The sequence below is a fragment of the Vibrio campbellii CAIM 519 = NBRC 15631 = ATCC 25920 genome (genome assembly GCF_002163755.1).
GTDB classification, from domain to species: Bacteria; Pseudomonadota; Gammaproteobacteria; order Enterobacterales; family Vibrionaceae; genus Vibrio; species Vibrio campbellii.
The window spans coordinates 2,951,649-2,972,080 of record NZ_CP015863.1; the positions used below are offsets into that span (position 1 = coordinate 2,951,649).

Sequence of the window (20,432 nt, forward strand, 5' to 3'; positions counted from 1 at the left end):
TCAACATCGTCCGAGAATTCGATTCATAAAATGTTACAAATAGAGAGCTCTATGTCGGTCTATCATACTTTATGTTTTCTATCTGCAGCCGCAATGGTTATTGCCTTTGTAAACAGTAAGATAGGAAAGATGCAAACCACCATCGCAATCACTGCCGGTTCGATGATTCTTTCACTCCTCATTCTAATCGCAGGCCAAAATGATTGGTTTCATCTCACCGAGATAGCAACCGAAACTGTGACCAGCATTAATTTTGAAGACTTTCTTCTCAAAGGCATCCTTGGATTCCTACTTTTTGCCGGTGGCTTGGGGATCAAGCTTCCTAACCTCAAAGACCAAAAGTGGGAAATCACTGTACTCGCTTTAGGCGCAACCCTCTTCTCAACCTTCTTCATTGGTTTTGTGCTTTACGGCTTCTGCCAAGTTATCGGTATTCAATTCGATCTTGTTTACTGCTTACTCTTCGGTGCGCTTATCTCTCCTACCGACCCGATTGCAGTTCTCGCCATTGTCAAAAAGCTTAATGCCCCAAGACGTATCTCGACACAGATAGAAGGTGAATCTCTGTTTAACGACGGATTTGGCCTCGTGATCTTCGTGACACTCTTCACCATCGCGTTCGGTACCGAAGCACCAACAGTAGGCAGCGTTACACATCTGTTTATTCAAGAAGCTATCGGAGGCATTGTTTACGGCTTCGTATTGGGTTTGATTTTCCACTACCTAATCAGCGCAACTGATGACCACTCAATGGAACTACTGCTTACTATTGGTGTTCCTACCGCTGGTTACGCATTGGCAGAATATCTTCACGTATCGGGACCGCTAGCAATGGTGGTGTCGGGTATCATGATTGGTAACTGGACGCGCTTTATTGGCTTCTCGAAAGAGAGTGAAGATCATCTGGACCACTTCTGGGAGCTAGTTGATGAATTCCTAAATGGCGTCTTGTTCCTACTGATCGGTATGTCGATGCTACTGTTCGAATTCCACAAAGAAGACTGGATTATGATGGCTATTTCAGTACCACTGGTGCTCACTGCTCGCTATCTCAGTGTATTCATCTCTTATATTGGCTTTAAGCGCTACAGAAAGTACAACCCATGGTCAGTGAAGATCCTTACTTGGGGTGGTCTGCGTGGTGGTCTTGCATTAGCAATGGCACTATCAATCCCTTCCGGCATCTTGGTTATCCCAGAGAAACTGATTGATGTAAAAGAGATCATTATGGTCATGACTTACTCTGTGGTAGTGTTCTCAATCCTTATTCAAGGCTCAACTATTACACCAATGATTGAGAAGGCAAAACAAGCAGAGAAAGAAATGGAAGCAGAAGGCTCAGTTGAGCCACAAGAAGCAAAAGCTTCTCAAGAATAAGTACTTTTATAATGATCAAACTAGGCAGCCATTTGGCTGCCTTTTTTGTGCCTAAAGTCTAAGGTGCCTACAACAAAAACAATACACAGATGCCAACCTACCTTAAGTAACTTCACGCAGCGGTTCTTAATCCATACTCATGCACATAGACCAATGTAACACTAAGAGCAGAGTCGCTAGTAACTTACCAAATTGAAAAGAAGAAGTACCTCCTCTCCATATAATAAAAACAACTCGGAGACTGAGCTGAGAATGAATTACGGAAGATAGGAGTCTTCAGGCTAAAGCCAACTCAGCAGAAATAAGTGAAGACGACTAGGCGAGAGCTATAGAGTTCATCTACTCAAACATCAAAATCTTTACTAGATAAAGATAAGACGTTCTAAATTAGCTGATAAGTCTGAGCATCAATATCCACTTCGATTACATGCTAGCTAAACTTTATTAGAGAATTAACAAGCCCATAGATACAAAACATCGTCTCTTAGTATTTTCCTAAGTAAGAGAGTCTAAATCGGGAACGCCTGAAGAAACGATTGACTAAGAGGAAACTCTTTGGAGATCTACTCCCTAAAAGGGAGCTCATTCTGCTCTAGAAACGATGAAAACAGTTCGAAGACTGGGGTTCTAAATAAGAGGCGGAGCGGCTGGGCTTACACTCAATTGGACTCGTACACGAGCGGGACTCATTGGTCATAGACCAATCGCAAATACGAAAAGACCTCAGCAGAAATGCTGAGGTCTGTAATAAGTGGCTGACGGCCGGGGTTGCGGGCAACCGGGACTCGTTGGTCGTAGACCAAAATAATAGCGCAAACGAAAAAGCCCTAGCATTTCTGCTAGGGCTTTGTCTGAATAATTGGCGGAGCGGACGGGACTCGAACCCGCGACCCCCGGCGTGACAGGCCGGTATTCTAACCAACTGAACTACCGCTCCGCACTGGTTAGACATAAAGTCTAAATTTAAAGCCTGGCGATGTCCTACTCTCACATGGGGAAGCCCCACACTACCATCGGCGCTAATTCGTTTCACTTCTGAGTTCGGAATGGAAATCAGGTGGGTCCAAATCGCTATGGTCGCCAAGCAAATTCTTGCTTTTACTTTCAGCTTTTTCTAAAAACTGAAGGCAAAAAATTTGGAAAGCTGTTTCAGTTCTTACACATTCAATTCGTTCTTGCTTTGAGTCCATCAAAACCCCTTGGGTGTTGTATGGTTAAGCCTCACGGGCAATTAGTACAGGTTAGCTCAACGCCTCACAACGCTTACACACCCTGCCTATCAACGTTCTAGTCTCGAACAACCCTTTAGGATACTTAAAGTATCAGGGAAGACTCATCTCAGGGCTCGCTTCCCGCTTAGATGCTTTCAGCGGTTATCGATTCCGAACTTAGCTACCGGGCAATGCGTCTGGCGACACAACCCGAACACCAGAGGTTCGTCCACTCCGGTCCTCTCGTACTAGGAGCAGCCCCCTTCAATCTTCCAACGCCCACGGCAGATAGGGACCGAACTGTCTCACGACGTTCTAAACCCAGCTCGCGTACCACTTTAAATGGCGAACAGCCATACCCTTGGGACCGACTTCAGCCCCAGGATGTGATGAGCCGACATCGAGGTGCCAAACACCGCCGTCGATATGAACTCTTGGGCGGTATCAGCCTGTTATCCCCGGAGTACCTTTTATCCGTTGAGCGATGGCCCTTCCATTCAGAACCACCGGATCACTATGACCTGCTTTCGCACCTGCTCGAATTGTCATTCTCGCAGTCAAGCGGGCTTATGCCATTGCACTAACCTCACGATGTCCAACCGTGATTAGCCCACCTTCGTGCTCCTCCGTTACGCTTTGGGAGGAGACCGCCCCAGTCAAACTACCCACCAGGCACTGTCCGCAACCCCGATAAGGGGTCGACGTTAGAACATCAACACTACAAGGGTGGTATTTCAAGGACGGCTCCACTAATACTGGCGTACTAGTTTCAAAGCCTCCCACCTATCCTACACATGTAGGGTCAATGTTCAGTGCCAAGCTGTAGTAAAGGTTCACGGGGTCTTTCCGTCTAGCCGCGGGTACACTGCATCTTCACAGCGATTTCAATTTCACTGAGTCTCGGGTGGAGACAGCGTGGCCATCATTACGCCATTCGTGCAGGTCGGAACTTACCCGACAAGGAATTTCGCTACCTTAGGACCGTTATAGTTACGGCCGCCGTTTACCGGGGCTTCGATCAAGAGCTTCGACCGAAGTCTAACCCCATCAATTAACCTTCCGGCACCGGGCAGGCGTCACACCGTATACGTCATCTTACGATTTTGCACAGTGCTGTGTTTTTAATAAACAGTTGCAGCCACCTGGTATCTGCGACTCTCAATAGCTCCATCCGCGAGGGACTTCACCGTCGAGAGCGTACCTTCTCCCGAAGTTACGGTACCATTTTGCCTAGTTCCTTCACCCGAGTTCTCTCAAGCGCCTTGGTATTCTCTACCCGACCACCTGTGTCGGTTTGGGGTACGATTCCTTACAATCTGAAGCTTAGAGGCTTTTCCTGGAAGCATGGCATCAATGACTTCACTACCGTAGTAGCTCGACGTCGTGTCTCAGCCTTAAGAAGAGCCGGATTTACCTAACTCTTCAGCCTACACACTTGAACCTGGACAACCGTCGCCAGGCCCACCTAGCCTTCTCCGTCCCCCCATCGCAATTGTAAGAAGTACGGGAATATTAACCCGTTTCCCATCGACTACGCCTTTCGGCCTCGCCTTAGGGGTCGACTTACCCTGCCCCGATTAACGTTGGACAGGAACCCTTGGTCTTCCGGCGAGGAGGTTTTTCACCCCCTTTATCGTTACTCATGTCAGCATTCGCACTTCTGATACGTCCAGCATGCGTTACCACACACCTTCAACCGCTTACAGAACGCTCCCCTACCCAATGCACAAAGTGCATTGCCGCAGCTTCGGTTTACTACTTAGCCCCGTTACATCTTCCGCGCAGGCCGACTCGACCAGTGAGCTATTACGCTTTCTTTAAATGATGGCTGCTTCTAAGCCAACATCCTGGCTGTCTGAGCCTTCCCACATCGTTTCCCACTTAGTAGTAATTTGGGACCTTAGCTGGCGGTCTGGGTTGTTTCCCTCTCCACGACGGACGTTAGCACCCGCCGTGTGTCTCCCGGATAGTACTTACTGGTATTCGGAGTTTGCAAAGGGTTGGTAAGTCGGGATGACCCCCTAGCCTTAACAGTGCTCTACCCCCAGTAGTATTCGTCCGAGGCGCTACCTAAATAGCTTTCGGGGAGAACCAGCTATCTCCAGGTTTGATTGGCCTTTCACCCCTAGCCACAAGTCATCCGCTAATTTTTCAACATTAGTCGGTTCGGTCCTCCAGTTGATGTTACTCAACCTTCAACCTGCCCATGGCTAGATCACCTGGTTTCGGGTCTATATCCAGAGACTGAACGCCCAGTTAAGACTCGGTTTCCCTACGGCTCCCCTAGATGGTTAACCTTGCCACTGAATATAAGTCGCTGACCCATTATACAAAAGGTACGCAGTCACACCACGAAGGTGCTCCTACTGCTTGTACGTACACGGTTTCAGGTTCTATTTCACTCCCCTCACAGGGGTTCTTTTCGCCTTTCCCTCACGGTACTGGTTCACTATCGGTCAGTCAGTAGTATTTAGCCTTGGAGGATGGTCCCCCCATATTCAGACAGGATATCACGTGTCCCGCCCTACTCGATTTCACTTTAAATGCGTTGCCGGTTACGGGGCTATCACCCTGTATCGCACAACTTTCCAGAAGTTTCACCTGACGCATAAAAAGCTTAAGGGCTAGTCCAATTTCGCTCGCCGCTACTTTCGGAATCTCGGTTGATTTCTTTTCCTCGGGGTACTTAGATGTTTCAGTTCCCCCGGTTCGCCTCGCTGCGCTATGTATTCACGCAGCGATACTAGCTTATGCTAGTGGGTTTCCCCATTCGGAAATCCCAGACTCAAATGGTTTTTACTACCTAATCTGGGCTTATCGCAAGTTAATACGTCCTTCATCGCCTCTGACTGCCAAGGCATCCACCGTGTACGCTTAGTCACTTAACCATACAACCCGAAGGAGTTTCGAATTGAAGTTAAACAACCAAAGTTGCTATCTCATTATTTGAATGAGCGAGATAGCTTTCGATTTTGCCGGACTCAAATTCCAAGAACACTTGAATGTGTTGTATTGGTGTTTGTCATAAAGACAAACATTGAGAACTTTACAATCAACAATAAATTGTTGATTTGTCAGCTTTCCAAATTGTTAAAGAGCTAGATTTCTTAATGAAACCATTTTTAAAAGCACTCTACTTTCTATAGCAAAGAAAGTGCGCTTAAAGATGGTGGAGCTAAGCAGGATCGAACTGCTGACCTCCTGCGTGCAAGGCAGGCGCTCTCCCAGCTGAGCTATAGCCCCATCAAGGTGTCGATACTGTATGCCAATTCCTTGGGAAGGGAATTGGTGGGTCTGAGTGGACTCGAACCACCGACCTCTCGCTTATCAGGCGAACGCTCTAACCACCTGAGCTACAGACCCAGTATCGTCTCTTTCGTATAAACCGTATCAATCTGTGTGGACACTCATCGTGAGTAATCATCGTATAAGGAGGTGATCCAGCGCCAGGTTCCCCTAGCGCTACCTTGTTACGACTTCACCCCAGTCATGAACCACAAAGTGGTAAGCGTCCTCCCGAAGGTTAAACTACCTACTTCTTTTGCAGCCCACTCCCATGGTGTGACGGGCGGTGTGTACAAGGCCCGGGAACGTATTCACCGTGGCATTCTGATCCACGATTACTAGCGATTCCGACTTCATGGAGTCGAGTTGCAGACTCCAATCCGGACTACGACGCACTTTTTGGGATTCGCTCACTCTCGCAAGTTGGCTGCCCTCTGTATGCGCCATTGTAGCACGTGTGTAGCCCTACTCGTAAGGGCCATGATGACTTGACGTCGTCCCCACCTTCCTCCGGTTTATCACCGGCAGTCTCCCTGGAGTTCCCGACATTACTCGCTGGCAAACAAGGATAAGGGTTGCGCTCGTTGCGGGACTTAACCCAACATTTCACAACACGAGCTGACGACAGCCATGCAGCACCTGTCTCAGAGTTCCCGAAGGCACCAATCCATCTCTGGAAAGTTCTCTGGATGTCAAGAGTAGGTAAGGTTCTTCGCGTTGCATCGAATTAAACCACATGCTCCACCGCTTGTGCGGGCCCCCGTCAATTCATTTGAGTTTTAATCTTGCGACCGTACTCCCCAGGCGGTCTACTTAACGCGTTAGCTCCGAAAGCCACGGCTCAAGGCCACAACCTCCAAGTAGACATCGTTTACGGCGTGGACTACCAGGGTATCTAATCCTGTTTGCTCCCCACGCTTTCGCATCTGAGTGTCAGTATCTGTCCAGGGGGCCGCCTTCGCCACCGGTATTCCTTCAGATCTCTACGCATTTCACCGCTACACCTGAAATTCTACCCCCCTCTACAGTACTCTAGTCTGCCAGTTTCAAATGCAATTCCGAGGTTGAGCCCCGGGCTTTCACATCTGACTTAACAAACCACCTGCATGCGCTTTACGCCCAGTAATTCCGATTAACGCTCGCACCCTCCGTATTACCGCGGCTGCTGGCACGGAGTTAGCCGGTGCTTCTTCTGTCGCTAACGTCAAATAATGCAGCTATTAACTTCACTACCTTCCTCACGACTGAAAGTGCTTTACAACCCGAAGGCCTTCTTCACACACGCGGCATGGCTGCATCAGGCTTGCGCCCATTGTGCAATATTCCCCACTGCTGCCTCCCGTAGGAGTCTGGACCGTGTCTCAGTTCCAGTGTGGCTGATCATCCTCTCAGACCAGCTAGGGATCGTCGCCTTGGTGAGCCCTTACCTCACCAACTAGCTAATCCCACCTAGGCATATCCCGACGCGAGAGGCCCGAAGGTCCCCCTCTTTGGCCCGTAGGCGTTATGCGGTATTAGCCATCGTTTCCAATGGTTATCCCCCACATCAGGGCAATTTCCTAGGCATTACTCACCCGTCCGCCGCTCGACGCCGTTATCGTTCCCCGAAGGTTCAGATAACTCGTTTCCGCTCGACTTGCATGTGTTAGGCCTGCCGCCAGCGTTCAATCTGAGCCATGATCAAACTCTTCAATTTAAGATTTTGTCGGCTCAATGAATACTGAACATTACATAAAGTAATGTTTGAATTGACTGTGCTGAATCTTTTGATTCAATGGTCACTTCGTTTCATTGAAACCTAATTTGATACCGAAGTATCTAATTGGATTATCATCAACGAGTGCCCACACAGATTGATAGGTCTATATTGTTAAAGAGCTTGGCTTTCAGTGCCTTAGCACTTAAGCGAGGTGCGTATAATACGCTTTCCACTTTGAAAGTCAACATAAAACTCTAAAATAATTTAGAACTTTATGGTGACTTGCTTATTAAATAAGCAAGTGGGAAATAAAGCCTGGCGATGTCCTACTCTCACATGGGGAAGCCCCACACTACCATCGGCGCTAATTCGTTTCACTTCTGAGTTCGGAATGGAAGTCAGGTGGGTCCAAATCGCTATGGTCGCCAAGCAAATTCTTTAATTCGGAAAGCTGATTTTAAGTTCTATTTATACACATTCAATTCGTTCTTGCTTTGAGTCCATCAAAACCCCTTGGGTGTTGTATGGTTAAGCCTCACGGGCAATTAGTACAGGTTAGCTCAACGCCTCACAACGCTTACACACCCTGCCTATCAACGTTCTAGTCTCGAACAACCCTTTAGGATACTTAAAGTATCAGGGAAGACTCATCTCAGGGCTCGCTTCCCGCTTAGATGCTTTCAGCGGTTATCGATTCCGAACTTAGCTACCGGGCAATGCGTCTGGCGACACAACCCGAACACCAGAGGTTCGTCCACTCCGGTCCTCTCGTACTAGGAGCAGCCCCCTTCAATCTTCCAACGCCCACGGCAGATAGGGACCGAACTGTCTCACGACGTTCTAAACCCAGCTCGCGTACCACTTTAAATGGCGAACAGCCATACCCTTGGGACCGACTTCAGCCCCAGGATGTGATGAGCCGACATCGAGGTGCCAAACACCGCCGTCGATATGAACTCTTGGGCGGTATCAGCCTGTTATCCCCGGAGTACCTTTTATCCGTTGAGCGATGGCCCTTCCATTCAGAACCACCGGATCACTATGACCTGCTTTCGCACCTGCTCGAATTGTCATTCTCGCAGTCAAGCGGGCTTATGCCATTGCACTAACCTCACGATGTCCAACCGTGATTAGCCCACCTTCGTGCTCCTCCGTTACGCTTTGGGAGGAGACCGCCCCAGTCAAACTACCCACCAGGCACTGTCCGCAACCCCGATAAGGGGTCGACGTTAGAACATCAACACTACAAGGGTGGTATTTCAAGGACGGCTCCACTAATACTGGCGTACTAGTTTCAAAGCCTCCCACCTATCCTACACATGTAGGGTCAATGTTCAGTGCCAAGCTGTAGTAAAGGTTCACGGGGTCTTTCCGTCTAGCCGCGGGTACACTGCATCTTCACAGCGATTTCAATTTCACTGAGTCTCGGGTGGAGACAGCGTGGCCATCATTACGCCATTCGTGCAGGTCGGAACTTACCCGACAAGGAATTTCGCTACCTTAGGACCGTTATAGTTACGGCCGCCGTTTACCGGGGCTTCGATCAAGAGCTTCGACCGAAGTCTAACCCCATCAATTAACCTTCCGGCACCGGGCAGGCGTCACACCGTATACGTCATCTTACGATTTTGCACAGTGCTGTGTTTTTAATAAACAGTTGCAGCCACCTGGTATCTGCGACTCTCAATAGCTCCATCCGCAAGGGACTTCACCGTCGAGAGCGTACCTTCTCCCGAAGTTACGGTACCATTTTGCCTAGTTCCTTCACCCGAGTTCTCTCAAGCGCCTTGGTATTCTCTACCCGACCACCTGTGTCGGTTTGGGGTACGATTCCTTACAATCTGAAGCTTAGAGGCTTTTCCTGGAAGCATGGCATCAATGACTTCACTACCGTAGTAGCTCGACGTCGTGTCTCAGCCTTAAGAGAAACCGGATTTACCTAATCTCTCAGCCTACGCACTTGAACCTGGACAACCGTCGCCAGGCCCACCTAGCCTTCTCCGTCCCCCCATCGCAATTGTAAGAAGTACGGGAATATTAACCCGTTTCCCATCGACTACGCCTTTCGGCCTCGCCTTAGGGGTCGACTTACCCTGCCCCGATTAACGTTGGACAGGAACCCTTGGTCTTCCGGCGAGGAGGTTTTTCACCCCCTTTATCGTTACTCATGTCAGCATTCGCACTTCTGATACGTCCAGCATGCGTTACCACACACCTTCAACCGCTTACAGAACGCTCCCCTACCCAATGCACTAAAGTGCATTGCCGCAGCTTCGGTTTACTACTTAGCCCCGTTACATCTTCCGCGCAGGCCGACTCGACCAGTGAGCTATTACGCTTTCTTTAAATGATGGCTGCTTCTAAGCCAACATCCTGGCTGTCTGAGCCTTCCCACATCGTTTCCCACTTAGTAGTAATTTGGGACCTTAGCTGGCGGTCTGGGTTGTTTCCCTCTCCACGACGGACGTTAGCACCCGCCGTGTGTCTCCCGGATAGTACTTACTGGTATTCGGAGTTTGCAAAGGGTTGGTAAGTCGGGATGACCCCCTAGCCTTAACAGTGCTCTACCCCCAGTAGTATTCGTCCGAGGCGCTACCTAAATAGCTTTCGGGGAGAACCAGCTATCTCCAGGTTTGATTGGCCTTTCACCCCTAGCCACAAGTCATCCGCTAATTTTTCAACATTAGTCGGTTCGGTCCTCCAGTTGATGTTACTCAACCTTCAACCTGCCCATGGCTAGATCACCTGGTTTCGGGTCTATATCCAGAGACTGAACGCCCAGTTAAGACTCGGTTTCCCTACGGCTCCCCTAGATGGTTAACCTTGCCACTGAATATAAGTCGCTGACCCATTATACAAAAGGTACGCAGTCACACCACGAAGGTGCTCCTACTGCTTGTACGTACACGGTTTCAGGTTCTATTTCACTCCCCTCACAGGGGTTCTTTTCGCCTTTCCCTCACGGTACTGGTTCACTATCGGTCAGTCAGTAGTATTTAGCCTTGGAGGATGGTCCCCCCATATTCAGACAGGATATCACGTGTCCCGCCCTACTCGATTTCACTTTAAATGCGTTGCCGGTTACGGGGCTATCACCCTGTATCGCACAACTTTCCAGAAGTTTCACCTGACGCATAAAAAGCTTAAGGGCTAGTCCAATTTCGCTCGCCGCTACTTTCGGAATCTCGGTTGATTTCTTTTCCTCGGGGTACTTAGATGTTTCAGTTCCCCCGGTTCGCCTCGCTGCGCTATGTATTCACGCAGCGATACTAGCTTATGCTAGTGGGTTTCCCCATTCGGAAATCCCAGACTCAAATGGTTTTTACTACCTAATCTGGGCTTATCGCAAGTTAATACGTCCTTCATCGCCTCTGACTGCCAAGGCATCCACCGTGTACGCTTAGTCACTTAACCATACAACCCGAAGGAGTTTCGAGTTGAAGTCAAATCACCAAAGTTGTCTGCAATTTTTATACATGATGCAGACTCGATTTTGCCGGACTCAAATTCCAAGAACACTTGAATGTGTTGTTTGGAGTATTCAATTAAGAATACTTTGAGAACTTTACAAACAATCTTAAAGATTGTTTTGTCAGCTTTCCAAATTGTTAAAGAGCTATGTTAGCTACAAGCTTTCGCTTGTGAACTATCAATCTGTGTGGACACTCATCGTGAGTAATCATCGTATAAGGAGGTGATCCAGCGCCAGGTTCCCCTAGCGCTACCTTGTTACGACTTCACCCCAGTCATGAACCACAAAGTGGTAAGCGTCCTCCCGAAGGTTAAACTACCTACTTCTTTTGCAGCCCACTCCCATGGTGTGACGGGCGGTGTGTACAAGGCCCGGGAACGTATTCACCGTGGCATTCTGATCCACGATTACTAGCGATTCCGACTTCACGGAGTCGAGTTGCAGACTCCGATCCGGACTACGACGCACTTTTTGGGATTCGCTCACTCTCGCAAGTTGGCTGCCCTCTGTATGCGCCATTGTAGCACGTGTGTAGCCCTACTCGTAAGGGCCATGATGACTTGACGTCGTCCCCACCTTCCTCCGGTTTATCACCGGCAGTCTCCCTGGAGTTCCCGACATTACTCGCTGGCAAACAAGGATAAGGGTTGCGCTCGTTGCGGGACTTAACCCAACATTTCACAACACGAGCTGACGACAGCCATGCAGCACCTGTCTCAGAGTTCCCGAAGGCACCAATCCATCTCTGGAAAGTTCTCTGGATGTCAAGAGTAGGTAAGGTTCTTCGCGTTGCATCGAATTAAACCACATGCTCCACCGCTTGTGCGGGCCCCCGTCAATTCATTTGAGTTTTAATCTTGCGACCGTACTCCCCAGGCGGTCTACTTAACGCGTTAGCTCCGAAAGCCACGGCTCAAGGCCACAACCTCCAAGTAGACATCGTTTACGGCGTGGACTACCAGGGTATCTAATCCTGTTTGCTCCCCACGCTTTCGCATCTGAGTGTCAGTATCTGTCCAGGGGGCCGCCTTCGCCACCGGTATTCCTTCAGATCTCTACGCATTTCACCGCTACACCTGAAATTCTACCCCCCTCTACAGTACTCTAGTCTGCCAGTTTCAAATGCAATTCCGAGGTTGAGCCCCGGGCTTTCACATCTGACTTAACAAACCACCTGCATGCGCTTTACGCCCAGTAATTCCGATTAACGCTCGCACCCTCCGTATTACCGCGGCTGCTGGCACGGAGTTAGCCGGTGCTTCTTCTGTCGCTAACGTCAAATAATGCAGCTATTAACTGCACTACCTTCCTCACGACTGAAAGTGCTTTACAACCCGAAGGCCTTCTTCACACACGCGGCATGGCTGCATCAGGCTTGCGCCCATTGTGCAATATTCCCCACTGCTGCCTCCCGTAGGAGTCTGGACCGTGTCTCAGTTCCAGTGTGGCTGATCATCCTCTCAGACCAGCTAGGGATCGTCGCCTTGGTGAGCCCTTACCTCACCAACTAGCTAATCCCACCTAGGCATATCCTGACGCGAGAGGCCCGAAGGTCCCCCTCTTTGGCCCGTAGGCGTTATGCGGTATTAGCCATCGTTTCCAATGGTTATCCCCCACATCAGGGCAATTTCCTAGGCATTACTCACCCGTCCGCCGCTCGACGCCGTTATCGTTCCCCGAAGGTTCAGATAACTCGTTTCCGCTCGACTTGCATGTGTTAGGCCTGCCGCCAGCGTTCAATCTGAGCCATGATCAAACTCTTCAATTTAAGATTTTGTCGGCTCAATGAATACTGAACATTACATAAAGTAATGTTTGAATTGACTGTGCTGAATCTTTAGATTCAATGGTCACTTCGTTTCATTGAAACCTAATTTGATACCGAGGTATCTAATTGGATTATCATCAACGAGTGCCCACACAGATTGATAGGTTCTTATTTTTAAAGAGCTACTCTTCTTTGCGATTCACATCACTTCGGAAGAGGCGGCCATTCTAGCGAGATAATTTTCTGTGTCAAACACTTTTTGACATTTATTTTACTTTTTAAAAGTAAAAGCAATTAACTATTTCGTTTTTCTTTCTGACCTTGTCGACTTTGCCTTGAAGCCTTGTGAGCTCTGCCCTGTCGACAAGGAGGCATTATAGAGATCGCGCTCACATTGGCAAGCGTTATTTTGCAAAAATTGCAAAAAACAATGATTAAACGATGAGTTTTCGATCAAACCTTTATTTATCCAACTTTACCCCAAGAAAGCAAACAACTTATCCACAGAGTTATCCTTTTTCACCCTCTTTTTCTTCCTCTATAAATAAAGAAAGCTGCTTTACAGCAGCTTTCTTTATTTACCCTGAACACGGCTTTCGCCAGATTAGCATCTAAATGCCTGAGCCATCCTGCTCACTACCGTCGTCTTCATGTAATCCACACTCACGCTTTAAGCCAAAGAAACGGGTTTCTTCTTCTGACATACCCGGCTCCCACTTTCTACTGGTATGGGTATCTCCTACTGATAAGTAACCTTGCTCCCAAAGAGGGTGATAACTCAAACCATGCTCTTCTAGGTAGTAGTGCACATCCTTATTAGTCCAGTCGATCACTGGTAAGAATTTAAATACGCCATTTTGAATCGACAAAATTGGTAGACCTGCACGAGATTGACTTTGCTCTCTACGCAAACCTGAAAACCAAGTACCGACGTTTTGCTCACGTAGAGCTCGTCGCATTGGCTCGACTTTGTTTATCTTGTTGTACTTTTCAATTCCCTCTATACCTTGTTCCCAAAGTTTTCCATAACGTGCTTCTTGCCAATTGGCACTTTCTTTTGCTCGGTACACTTTAAGGTTGAGGTTCAGTTGCGCTTTCAGCTGGTCGATAAATTGATAAGTCTCTGCAAATAGATAACCAGTGTCCGTTAGGATAATTGGAATGTCCGGCTTTTGTTGTGTCACAAGATGGAGCATCACTGCGGCTTGGATACCGAAACTGGAAGAGACTGCGAACTCCCCTTCCAAGTTCTCCAATGCCCACTTTACTCTCTCTTGTGCCGAAAGCTGTTCGAGCTCGACATTGATTTGAGCAAGACGGAGGATTTGCTCCGTCTTTGTTAATGTCAGTAACTCTGCTAGCTCCGGTTTGGACGCTACAGAATCAAGCATGGAAGTCCCTCTTTGATACGAATACTTCTTGAATAATGCCAGCTCGAATTGTGAAGTCACCAAATGCTTCGCCTTCTTCACGTTCAGCAGCCCAACGAGCCACCAGCTGATCAATCTCTTCTAAGACTTGCTTATCCGTAATGTTCTCTTTATACATCTTCGGTACTCGTGTACCACCGCGGTTACCACCTAGGTGTAAGTTGTATCGACCTGGTGCTTTACCAACTAAGCCGATTTCTGCCAGCATTGCTCGACCACAACCATTTGGACATCCTGTTACTCGCAGAATGATATTGTCTTCTTCAGGGATACCATGCTTTTCTAGAATACCTTCTACATCGGTTACGAACTGAGGAAGGAAGCGCTCTGCTTCTGCCATTGCTAATGGACATGTTGGGAACGCCACACACGCCATCGAGTTCTTACGCTGTTCACTTACGCCGTCATCCATTAAGCCATGTTCACGAGCAATCTTTTCGATCTTCGCTTTTTGGCTTTTTGGTACACCAGCAACAATCAGGTTTTGGTTTGCTGTCATACGGAAATCGCCTTTGTGGATTTTGGCAATTTCAGCAACACCTGTCTTAAGTGGCTTACCTGGGAAATCTAATAGACGACCGTTTTCAATGAAAAGAGCTAGGTGATGCTTACCATCGATCCCCTCAACCCAACCGATACGGTCACCACGTTCCGTGAATTCGTAAGGACGGCTTTGTTCAAACTTAACACCGGCACGTTTTTCTACTTCCGCTTTAAACACATCACTACCAACACGATCTAATGTGTATTTGGTTTTTGCATTCTTACGATTAGAACGGTTACCCCAATCACGTTGAGTTGTTACTACAGCAGCAGCAACATCAAGTGTTTTCTCCAATGGAATAAAACCAAAGTCATCCGCTCTACGTGGATAGGTTGACGTATCACCATGCGTCATCGCTAGACCACCACCAACAAGCACGTTAAAACCAACCAACTGTCCGTTATCTGCAATCGCTACGAAGTTAAGATCGTTAGCGTGTACGTCTACGTCATTTTGCGGTGGGATAACCACTGTGGTTTTAAACTTACGTGGTAAGTAGTTCTTACCTAGAATCGGTTCGTCTTCTTCCGTGCTTTCTACTTTTTCACCGTCTAACCAAATCTCTGCATAAGCGCGCGTCTTCGGTAATAGATGCTCACTGATCTTCTTCGCCCATTCGTAAGCTTCTTGGTGTAGCTCCGACTCCACTGGGTTAGTGGTACACAACACGTTACGGTTAACATCACCCGCAGTTGCAATCGAATCAATACCAATGCTGTTGAGCGTTTGGTGCATTAACTTGATATTTGGTTTTAGCACGCCATGGAACTGGAACGTTTGACGAGTAGTAAGACGAATACTTCCATATAGAGAGTGCTCGGTTGCAAACTTGTCGATCGCTAGCCATTGCTTTGGTGTAATGATGCCACCCGGCATACGCGCACGAAGCATGACATTGTGCAGCGGCTCCAACTTTTGTTTAGCACGCTCGTTACGGATATCGCGGTCATCTTGCTGGTACATTCCGTGAAAACGAATCAATTGGAAGTTGTCTGCAGTAAAGCCACCAGTAATGCGGTCTTGCAGATCTTGTTCAATCGTTCCACGCAGTAAATTACTTTCTCTTTTAAGGCGCTCGTTATCCGAGAGTGGACCAAGCACCTCACCTAATACTTCTTGGCTGTTTGATTGTTGATTCGCGCTCATTAGTACACATCCCTTTGGTAACGTTTCGCTTTACGTAGATCGTTGATAAATGCTTCGGCTTCTTCACGAGATAGCTTGCCTTGTTGCTCGGCTACAAATACCAGCGCATCGTGAACATCTTTTGCCATACGAGTGGCATCACCACATACATAGATGTAGGCACCATCTTGAATCCATTGCCAAACTTGTTCAGCGTTTTCTAGGATGCGATGTTGAACATAAACCTTCTCTGCTTGGTCACGGCTAAACGCAACATCAAGGCGAGTCAGCAAACCTGACTTGAGGTACTTCTGCCATTCCACTTGGTAAAGGAAATCTTGAGTAAAGGTACGGTCACCAAAGAACAACCAGTTCTTGCCTTCCGCGCCACGGTTATCACGCTCTTGAATAAAGCTACGGAAAGGCGCAATACCGGTACCAGGACCAACCATGATGATTGGAGTGTTGTCATCTTGTGGCAGTTTGAAGTTATTGTTGTGCTCAACAAACACTTTCACTTCACCACCTTCTTCTAGACGTTGAGCGAGGAAACTCGATGCTCCGCCATAGCGCTTTTCATCACCTTTGTCGTATTCAACCAAGCCTACGGTTAAATGAACTTCTTCATCGACTTCCGTTTGACTCGAAGCGATAGAATATAGACGAGGTGTCAATCGACGAAGCAAACCAACCAATTCTTCTGCACTTAGCTTGGTCTTCTTCTCTGCAAGTACATCTACAACTTGGGTATTTGCAGCGTACTCACGAAGCTTGTCTTTATCTTCCACTAGCTTTTGTAGTTTCTTGCTACCAGATAGCTCTGCGAATTTAGTGACAAACTGAGGGTTTGATGCGGTGATTTCGTACTTGCTAACCAATGCACTGTGAATAGAAAGGCTTTCGCCATCCACTTCAACACTTTCTACACCGGATAGACCAGCCTTAGCTAAGATAGCGTTGGCTAATTCTGAACTATTGTCGAACCAAACACCTAGCGCATCACCTGGCTGATAGGTCAAACCCGACTCTTCAAGATCAATCTCTACATGGCGAACGTCTTTACCTGAATCACGGCCCGTGATTTTCTGGCTAGTAAGTAATGTTGCGGTATATGGGTTTTGCTTGTTATAAGCATAATGTCCTGGAGCGGCATGACCAACAGGTAGTTGAACGACTTCTGCTTCATTACCTGAAGAAAGGGCTTCTTTTACTTGTTCAAGCGCTTGCTTACGCCATTCAGCAGCCGGCGCTTCATAATCCACATCACAATCAATGCGATCGATGAAGGCTGTTGCGCCTAACTTAGACAAGTAACTATCAAAGTCTTTGCCCGTTTGGCAGAAGAACTCATAACTAGAATCGCCCAGTGCAATCACGGCGTATTGTAGATTTGGTAACTTGGGTGCTTTTTTAGATTGAAGGAACTCATGCAGTTCAATGGCATTATCTGGTGCTTCGCCTTCACCATTGGTCGACGCCACGATAATCACGTGAGTCTCTTTTGCTAAGTTCTTGCCTTTGTAATCGCTGGCATCAAACAGCTCTACAGCAATACCTTCAGCTTTAGCTTCTTGCTCTAGTGCCTCAGCAACACCTTTCGCGTTACCGGTTTGAGAAGCAAAAATGATGCTCAGTTTGCCTGCTGGCTTTGCAGCTACTGCAGCCGCCGCTTGTGCGATTGGTGTTGCAGCCGCCGCGCTTGGTTGGTTTTGAGCGAGTCCCCAGAAGTAACCGCTGACCCATGCAAGTTGCTGTGAAGACAACTCTGAGACAGTTTGCTGGAGTGAGTTAAATTGCTGGTCATTTAGTGGGCTTGCAATTGGTGGATTACCACCCTGCCCATTATTATCTTCCGACACTTTCTTGTGAGAATATTCATTCTGTTGAAAAGACATTGTCACGACATCCCTATTCATTGCGTGACGATAGATTAACCACTCTCTCTAATAACAAGAAAGAATAGAAGAGAATGTTTTATAACTTTTTGGAAGTAAGAACGCTGAACCTAGTGCTCAGCGATCCTCAATACGAACCTGTTGAAAGCCAACCGCCAACGCGGATTTTGAAGCCGTATCGAGGTCATCATACTGGCACTCTTCTCCATGACTGTCTGTGAGACAAACAAACCCTCCACGGGCATGACGAAACTCAACAACCCAACCTCCCTCTTGAATTGAAGGCTCGATGATGGCTTCTACTAGCTGGTTGTCACGAAATAGATGTCGTAATTCATTTATTGTCATCGCAATCCCTGCTCCAACTTTTCTACATTGCTCTCAATAAGCATGGTCGAAGACTGAAACTTGGGCGAGAAATTCGATTTAATATAATGAAGTGATATAAAAAAACGCCGCTTATAAAGCGACGTTTTAAAGGAATGAATGCAGCGTACTTAGAAAGAAAACTGAGCACCAACAAAGAAGCCGTCTGCAAAAATGAACTCTTTACCTAGGTTCGACAAGAATTCTTCAGACTCTAAATCAATCACACGGTAGCCACCACGGAATGTTAACTCAGACTCTTGGAAAGGAATTCGGTACTGAACACCAGCCATTAGATCGGTACTCTTAATACCTTTGTTATCGCCGAAGTTCATCTCACCAATCACATCAAAGTTTGTGTTTGGCACTGTGATTTCTGCATAGCCGTACCAAGCCCAAATCAGCTCATCAAAGTCTTCAGTGCGAGCATTAGTGCCTGCGTCTACGTATTTTGTATCGCTCAAATTACTAAAGGTCAGACCCGCATCAAAATGCATCAAGTCGTGTTCAAGAATTTGGTAGTAAAGAGTGAGATCAAGTTTGTCGAAACCCATGTAATCCGCATCAACACTTGAGTAACGAAGGCGCGCATTGGGAACGTACTTTACGTCATGCTCTATCGCAGCATAATAAGAACCCGTTGTGTCGCTATCTCTTCTTACTTCATTCACTTTGGTATCCGCTACCCAAACTTCCGCACCGACCTTGGTAGTGAAAGAAGACTCTTGCTCTGCAAAACAAGGGTTAGACGCTGCCAACGATAGTGTCGCTAAAGCGATGGTCGCTTTATATGTCATGTAATTTTTACTCCGAGATAGCTGATTTCAACATTAAGGGGCATGTGAGAAATACTAACATACTCTCACAGCCCGCTATCAACTAAATCTCTATAATCCGTTACTTATAACGAGGCTGAGCGACGAAGTTTTTAAAAAACCATATACCTAATGCAATGACTATCAACCAAGGCAATAGTTTTAATACTGCGCCCACCATCCCCAACAAGAACATCACAACCAATGCGATACCTGTCGCGGCAAATACGGTCACCATGGTAATACCGGTTACCAACAGGGTTGCTGTGAAAACTAAAATAAAGATCAGCTCCAACATAATCACTTCTCCTTTGTTTTAGTTTTACTAGAGCAGGTTCCATACCAACTTACAAAAAACAGCATAAGCCAATGATATTTAGATAAAAAATAAAGCCAGAGGCATTTCCACACTCTGGCTTTATCATTTGTCAGTTGGTCATTTTCACCAACCACTGGTGAAATTTACACATTCAATTCTTTTGGGATCTTCGCTAGTGCGTCTTGCAGCACTTCTAGGCCAGAACCCGGTTTGTGCGCGTTTTCACTGATGTGACGACGCCATTGACGAGCACCCGGCATGCTTTGGAACAGACCCAGCATGTGGCGTGTGATGTGACCTAGGTAAGCCCCTTTTGCCAATTGCGCTTCAATGTACGGGTACATCTCTTCAACAATTTCGCTGCGCTTTTTCACTGGCGTGTTTGAACCAAATAGTTCTTGGTCAACAGATGCCAACAAATAAGGGCTTTGGTACGCTTCTCGACCGATCATCACACCATCTAGGTATTGTAGATGCTCTTTCGCTTCTTCTAATGATTTCACACCACCGTTAATCGCAATCGTTAAGTGTGAGAAATCTTTCTTCAGTTGGTAAGCGCGTGGGTAATCCAATGGTGGGATCTCACGGTTCTCTTTCGGGCTTAGACCACTTAGCCATGCTTTACGTGCATGGATAGTGAATTGCTCACAACCGCCTTTCTCAGAGACTATAGATACAAAGTCCGTTAAGAACTCGTAAGAATCTTGGTCATCAATACCGATACGAGTTTTTACCGTAACAGGAATATCAACCACATCTTTCATCGCTGCAACGCAGTCCGCAACCAACTGAGGCTCTGCCATTAAACATGCACCGAAGCGACCATTTTGAACACGATCCGACGGACAACCTACGTTTAGGTTGATTTCATCATAACCACGCTCTTGAGCGAGTTTGGCACACGTAGCCAAATCGGCTGCATTTGAACCGCCAAGCTGAAGGGCTAACGGATGCTCTTCTTCGTTATAAGCAAGGAAATCCCCTTTTCCATGAATGATCGCGCCTGTAGTCACCATTTCGGTGTACAACAGGGTTTCTTTGGTCATTAAGCGATGGAAGTAGCGACAATGACGATCCGTCCAATCCAACATTGGTGCTACAGAGAGCCTGCAAGAATGAGTCATGA

General features: G+C 47.4%; 8 protein-coding genes, 3 tRNA genes and 6 rRNA genes. 1 reads left to right on the plus strand and 16 read right to left on the minus strand.

What is annotated here, in order from left to right; all coding sequences use genetic code 11:
• The first annotated feature begins 51 nt into the window (after positions 1-51).
• On the plus strand, positions 52-1,377 hold the full coding sequence (locus A8140_RS14165; RefSeq protein ID WP_005535934.1) for a cation:proton antiporter: 1,326 nt from the start codon (positions 52-54) through the stop codon (positions 1,375-1,377).
• 860 nt (positions 1,378-2,237) lie between these two features.
• Here A8140_RS14165 and A8140_RS14170 read toward each other — a convergent pair.
• The 16 genes from A8140_RS14170 to dusA all read right to left on the minus strand — a co-directional run bounded on the left by A8140_RS14170 (position 2,238) and on the right by dusA (position 20,430).
• Positions 2,238-2,314: transfer RNA gene (locus A8140_RS14170), tRNA-Asp, on the minus strand.
• Between the two features lie 31 nt (positions 2,315-2,345).
• Positions 2,346-2,462 (minus strand): 5S ribosomal RNA (rrf, locus tag A8140_RS14175).
• A 125-nt stretch (positions 2,463-2,587) separates the two neighbouring features.
• Positions 2,588-5,476, minus strand: a 23S ribosomal RNA gene (locus A8140_RS14180).
• A 279-nt stretch (positions 5,477-5,755) separates the two neighbouring features.
• Positions 5,756-5,831: transfer RNA gene (locus tag A8140_RS14185), tRNA-Ala, on the minus strand.
• A gap of 43 nt (positions 5,832-5,874) precedes the next feature.
• A tRNA-Ile gene (locus A8140_RS14190) sits at positions 5,875-5,951 on the minus strand.
• Positions 5,952-6,016: 65 nt separating this feature from the next.
• A 16S ribosomal RNA gene (locus A8140_RS14195) occupies positions 6,017-7,569 on the minus strand.
• A gap of 316 nt (positions 7,570-7,885) precedes the next feature.
• Positions 7,886-8,002, minus strand: a 5S ribosomal RNA gene (gene rrf / locus A8140_RS14200).
• 94 nt (positions 8,003-8,096) lie between these two features.
• Positions 8,097-10,986, minus strand: a 23S ribosomal RNA gene (locus tag A8140_RS14205).
• 273 nt (positions 10,987-11,259) lie between these two features.
• A 16S ribosomal RNA gene (locus A8140_RS14210) occupies positions 11,260-12,812 on the minus strand.
• The 16S, 23S and 5S rRNA genes sit together here with 3 tRNA genes alongside, the layout of an rRNA operon.
• Before the next feature lie 611 nt (positions 12,813-13,423).
• Positions 13,424-14,203 (minus strand): phosphoadenylyl-sulfate reductase, encoded by a 780-nt coding sequence (locus tag A8140_RS14225; RefSeq protein ID WP_005536432.1) that lies wholly within the window; start codon positions 14,201-14,203, stop codon positions 13,424-13,426.
• Positions 14,196-15,932 (minus strand): assimilatory sulfite reductase (NADPH) hemoprotein subunit, encoded by a 1,737-nt coding sequence (gene cysI / locus A8140_RS14230; RefSeq protein WP_005536433.1) that lies wholly within the window; start codon positions 15,930-15,932, stop codon positions 14,196-14,198. The genes A8140_RS14225 and cysI overlap by 8 nt, the downstream gene beginning before the upstream one ends.
• Positions 15,932-17,806, minus strand: coding sequence for an assimilatory sulfite reductase (NADPH) flavoprotein subunit (locus A8140_RS14235; protein WP_005536437.1), 1,875 nt, complete (start codon positions 17,804-17,806; stop codon positions 15,932-15,934). Before A8140_RS14235 ends, cysI begins: the two co-directional genes overlap by 1 nt.
• 117 nt (positions 17,807-17,923) lie before the next feature.
• Positions 17,924-18,154, minus strand: coding sequence for a hypothetical protein (locus A8140_RS14240; protein ID WP_005536439.1), 231 nt, complete (start codon positions 18,152-18,154; stop codon positions 17,924-17,926).
• A gap of 149 nt (positions 18,155-18,303) precedes the next feature.
• Positions 18,304-18,969 carry a TIGR04219 family outer membrane beta-barrel protein gene (locus tag A8140_RS14245; protein WP_005536440.1) on the minus strand — a complete coding sequence of 222 codons (666 nt, stop codon included), beginning with the start codon at positions 18,967-18,969 and terminating at the stop codon, positions 18,304-18,306.
• A 100-nt stretch (positions 18,970-19,069) separates the two neighbouring features.
• Complete coding sequence (gene pspG / locus A8140_RS14250) at positions 19,070-19,285, minus strand: envelope stress response protein PspG (RefSeq protein WP_005451528.1); 216 nt, start codon at positions 19,283-19,285, stop codon at positions 19,070-19,072.
• Positions 19,286-19,449: 164 nt separating this feature from the next.
• Positions 19,450-20,430 (minus strand): tRNA dihydrouridine(20/20a) synthase DusA, encoded by a 981-nt coding sequence (dusA, locus tag A8140_RS14255; RefSeq protein WP_005536445.1) that lies wholly within the window; start codon positions 20,428-20,430, stop codon positions 19,450-19,452.
• Positions 20,431-20,432: the final 2 nt, after the last annotated feature.